The organism is Pinirhizobacter sp. (assembly GCF_035317885.1).
In the GTDB taxonomy this organism is placed as follows: domain Bacteria; phylum Pseudomonadota; class Gammaproteobacteria; order Xanthomonadales; family Rhodanobacteraceae; genus Pinirhizobacter.
The window spans coordinates 1-4701 of record NZ_DATHFX010000111.1 but is presented as its reverse complement, the minus strand read 5'-3'; the positions used below and the strand labels follow the sequence as shown (position 1 = coordinate 4701).

The 4701-nt window shown below is 66.5% G+C and carries 3 protein-coding genes; 2 read left to right on the top strand and 1 reads right to left on the bottom strand.

The features are described 5' to 3' along the window. Positions 1-413, bottom strand: a 413-nt coding sequence (locus VK519_RS03465) for an ECF-type sigma factor (protein ID WP_324347711.1), incomplete at its 3' end; no start/stop codon positions are given. A gap of 214 nt (positions 414-627) precedes the next feature. On the opposite strand from VK519_RS03465, the gene VK519_RS03460 reads away from it, so the two are divergent. Together VK519_RS03460 and VK519_RS03455 are read left to right on the top strand one after the other, a co-directional pair. Further along, the gene (locus VK519_RS03460) at positions 628-1374 is read left to right on the top strand and encodes a SapC family protein (protein ID WP_324347709.1); all 747 of its coding nucleotides are present in this window, start codon (positions 628-630) and stop codon (positions 1372-1374) included. Between the two features lie 108 nt (positions 1375-1482). Further along, the coding region (locus tag VK519_RS03455) for a leukotoxin LktA family filamentous adhesin (RefSeq protein WP_324347707.1) at positions 1483-4701 on the top strand (3219 nt) is incomplete at its 3' end.

The following is a 4701-nucleotide window of genomic DNA, read 5'->3' as shown; positions in this document are numbered from 1 at the left end:
AGTTCGTCCGGCGAGGCCTGTTCGGCGAGGTTGTCGGCGATCTGGGTGATGCCAGTGCGGTCGAAGGCGCAGGGTCGTTTCTGCGCGTGGCGGCGCCGGGCGGAATCGATCAGCACCCGGCGCATGGCGCGGGCGGCCAGGCCGATCAAATGCCCGCGGTCGGCCACTTCCGGCAGCTTGCCGCCGTGGAAAAGCCTAAGGTAGGCCTCGTTGACGAGCTCGGTGGGGTTCATCGTGCAGTCGCCGCGCTCGTGGCGCAGCTGGGCCCGGGCCAGCCGGCGCAGGCTGCCGTACATCCGGCGCATCAGTTCGTCCATGGCCGCCGGCTCGCCGATCTCGGCCAGCCGCAGCAATTGGGTCACTTCGCCCGGCTGCGCGGCCGCCGGCGCTATGACGTTTTCGCCCATCTGCATGTCGTTTTCCCCCTGCCGGGAAAAGGTTACTCCAAGCCCGTGACGCTGTCTGTCGTCTTTTCCCGCCCCTTTGCGCATCCCCCATTAGGACCTGGCGTGAGCGCCGAGGTCCCCAACTCGGGGGGAGGGCAGTCCGGAATCTTGCGGATTGACCCCAGTCACGCCCACCCCGACAATGTGTGACGTAGCTCACATTTTCTTCAGGGGGAATCTTGTGAAGCAATTACTTATCTATGACCGTCCGCGGGAGTTGAACCGCGTGGCGCACCGCCAGCTGCGCTTGTCGCCGGCCCCGGTAGGCTTCGCGTTCGCCCGCGCGGTGAACTCCGTACCGCTGGTGGTGGCCGAATTCCAGCGGGCGAGCCTGGACTATCCGATTGTCTTCGCCGGCGCCCCGGGTGCCGAGCAACCGGCCGTGCTGCTTGGCCTGGCCCAGGGCGACAACCTGTTCGTCGGCGACGACGGCAACTGGGCGGTCGATGCCTACCTGCCGGCCTTCATCCGCCGCTACCCGTTCGTGCTGGCCGAGAAGGACGGGGGCGAGGATTTCACCGTCTGCATCGATGAGGCCTTTGCAGGCCTGGGCACCGAGGAAGGCGCGCACCTGTTCAATGCCGATGGCACTGAATCCACGGTGCTGGCCCACGCGGTGAAGTTCCTTACCGATTTCCAGGCCAGCCTGAAGCAGACGCGCGCCTTTACCGGGCGCCTGCGCGATCTGGGCCTGCTCCAGGCTCGCACGCTGCACGTGCAGACCGCCTCGGGCAAGTCCAGCATGCTGGATGGTTTCCAGGTGGTCGACGCCACGCGCCTGGCGGCGCTGAAGGGCAAGCCGTTGCAGGCGCTGCACGCCAGCGGTGACCTGTCAGCCATCCATGCCCACCTGTCGTCGCTGCAGAACGTCCAGCGGCTTTCAGCGCGACTGGATCGCCGGCAGCCGGCCAGCAACACGATCAACTGAAGTGTCCGGCGCCCCACGAGGGGCGCCTTCGATATACGTGCGGACGGGGCATTTCCCGTCAACCGGCGCCCGGGCAAACCCCGCGGCGCCAACAGGGGATCTACGGATATGTCCAGTTCGTCATCGCACGTCGCCCGCAAGGGCGCTTCCTTGCAGCTGCGCGAAGGCCAGGCCACCGGCATCGGCTCGCATCCACTGCGGAAGCTCTCGGTAGCCCTGGCCAGCGCGCTCAGCCTGGGCGCACCAGCGGCGTGGGCGGCATCGACGGTGACGGTCTCGGCGAACAGGTTGCCCGGTACCACCAACATCACCCAGACCAACGCGACCACCATCGACGTCAGCACGGTGGCGAAGAACGGCAGCAAGACCGCCTTCAACACCTTCAAGGACTTCACCGTCGGCGGCGGCGACAAGGTGAACCTGCACTTGCCCACCGGTAGCGAGAACCTGGTGAACCTGGTGGACAACCAGGCCGTGGTGAACGGCACGGTCAGCAGCTTCCTGGGCAGCACCGAAGGCGCGGGTCGGGTGTTCTTTGCCGACGCCAACGGCTTCGTGCTGGGTACCACCGGCGTGATCAATGCCGGCGCGCTGGCCATTGCCACGCCCAGCCAGGCCACCATGGCCAAGCTCAACGCCGAAGGCGCCAACGGCGGCGGCTCGGTGACCGACAGCCTGCTCAACGGTTCGATCGACCACGGCGCTGCCGATGTCAGCCTGAAGGGCACGATCAACACCACCTCCGGCGTGCGCGTGCAGGCGCGTGCGATCGATGCCTCGGGCACGGTGTTCGTCACCGGCGGCGCCAATGGCACGGGCCTGGCGGCGGTGAACGTGGGCGAAGACGGCGCCATCACGGTGGTCGCGGACGACAAGGGCATCCACCTGGATGCCGCCACGATCGATGTGTCGGGCACGTTGAAGTCGGCCGACAGCAGCAACAACGCGGTATCGGACATCACCCTGACGGCCGATGCCGAAGACACCGTACTGTCGGGCCAGTCCACCGCGACCACCGGCATCACGGTGTCGGGCACGATCACCGGCAAGAACGTCACGCTGTCGGCCAATAGCCGCTCCACCGCGGACTATTCCGACCTGAACCAGGCGATCAACACCCTCGGCAGCCTGCTGCCGTCGGGCGTGGTGAACATCGGCCTGCCGGCGCTGCCTTTCGGCGTGGTTGCCTCCAACGCCACCGCCAAGGTACAGGTGCAGTCGGGCGCGCATATCAACGCCACGGGCGATGTCACCGTGCAGGCGTTGTCGCAGTCGAAGTCCGCCACCTCGGCGCTCAACAGCGTGGGCTCGAGCCCCGTGCTGGCTGCGGCGATCTACGGTGAAGTGCGCGGCACCACCGAGGCCTCCGTGGCCGGCGGCGCGAGCATCAACGCCTCGGGCAACGTCACCATCAAGGCATTGCACGGTTCGGACCTGGATATTTCCTCGGAAGTTTCCGGTGACAAGGCCGTTGCCGTCTCGGCGGTGGTGGGCAATGTCATCGTGAATACCCAGGCCACCATCGCTTCGGGCGCCAGCATCACCGGCCAGGACGTTAGCGTGCTGGCACGCAATAGCGGCAGCTACGAGATCGAATCGAAGGTGGAGGCTACCGGCAACAGTCCGGTGGGCGCCAACGCCGCGCTGCTGTTCGTCGATACCAACGCCCAGGCCGAAAGCGATGCGAACCTTGGCAGCGTCGCCAATCCGATCAAGTCGCTGACCGTAGTGAGCGGTTCGACCACCGAAAAGATGTCCGTGTCCACGGAAACCTCCGTCGGTACCGAAGCGGAGGACACCGATCCGAAAGAGGTCGTCTCTTCCGGCGGCGACGGCCTGGTTGCCTGGCTCGAAGGCAAGCTCGGCGACTACTTCCTGAAAGCCGATGCCGAAGTTGGCAAGCAGGAAGGCGAAACACCCGTAAGCACCACGCCCGAAGGCGAAGACGCCGACAAGAACAAGAGCTACGTTCGCGGTGGGCTGGGCTTGTCGCTGATCGACGCCGACCAGGGCTCGCACGCGGCCATCGGTCCCAATGCAGCTGTGGTGGCATCGGGCAATGTAGCCGTGCAGTCGCTGATCGAAAGCAAGGGTACGCAAACCAGCGCCACCACCGAAACCGAGTCCGGCGACGACAACAGCGCCAATGTGTCGGGAAGCCTGGCCATCGACGTCACGCTGGTGCACAACGACGGCTCGGCCACCATCGGCAGCAACGCCAACATCACCGCGCTGAACATCGGCGTGGGCAGCGAAGTGACCGTGCCTTGGGACCTGCCCAGCACCTCGGGCCTGGATGACTTTGCCAATATCCCTGAGTTCCTGAGCACCATTTACGACGACCTGAAGGCCAACGGCGCGCCGCTGGCCGCCAGCTACGTCAACGCCACCTCCAAGACCGACAAGGTCGGTATTGCCGGCGCGGTGAACTACTTCCAGCTCGGCAACGACAACACCGCCTGGGTGGGCAGCGGCGCATCGCTGCATGCCACGGCCAACACCGATGCCGCGTGGACGGCGACGGCCACGTTCGGCAGCGATGCCGAAGGCACCGCCATCGATGATGCATCCCTGGCATGGTCGCACTCGCTCGGCGTTACCGCCGACACCACGGTGCAGACCATCGACATCGCCGGCAACTTCGACCTGCTGAAGGTGCAGGGCACCGAGGGCAGCGGCACCGACGCCAGTTCCGTCGGCGGCGGCGTGAACCTGGTGAACTACAGCGACAACACCACCGCCGGTATCGGCGACGCGGCCACCATCCAGGCCGCCGCGGTGAACGTGGAAGCCAACGACACCCAGCAGATGGTGGTGGTGACGCCGTCGGCCGGTCGTGGTTCGGGCATTTCCGGCAACGTCATCTTCGCCATGGCGAACATCGACAACGCCACGCATGCGTCCATCGCCAATACCGCCAAGGTGACTGCCGGCAGCGTAGCTGTCGATGCCCATCAGGGCGTGGGCGTGTGGTCGATCGCCGGCGCCATCGCCCAGGGCACCAGCGTTGGCGTGGGCGTGGGCATCGCCATCAACAACCTCACCACCGATACCCAGGCCTACATCGGCGACAACAGCGCCGATGGCAGCCTGGCCGAACCGGGCGCGGCGGCGGCTTCAGCGCGGCCGACGGCCGGCATCCACGCCGACAGCGTGGAAGTTACCGCCTCCACCGACGGACGCAGTGGCGCCATCGCCATCGCTGGCGCCCAGGCCAAGGGCGAAGAGCCCGCGTCGGGCGGCACGGGTGGGACCGGCGGTACCGGCGGTACCGGTGGAACGGGCGGTAGCGGCAGCACCAGTACCGACGACACCCCTGAGTCGCTC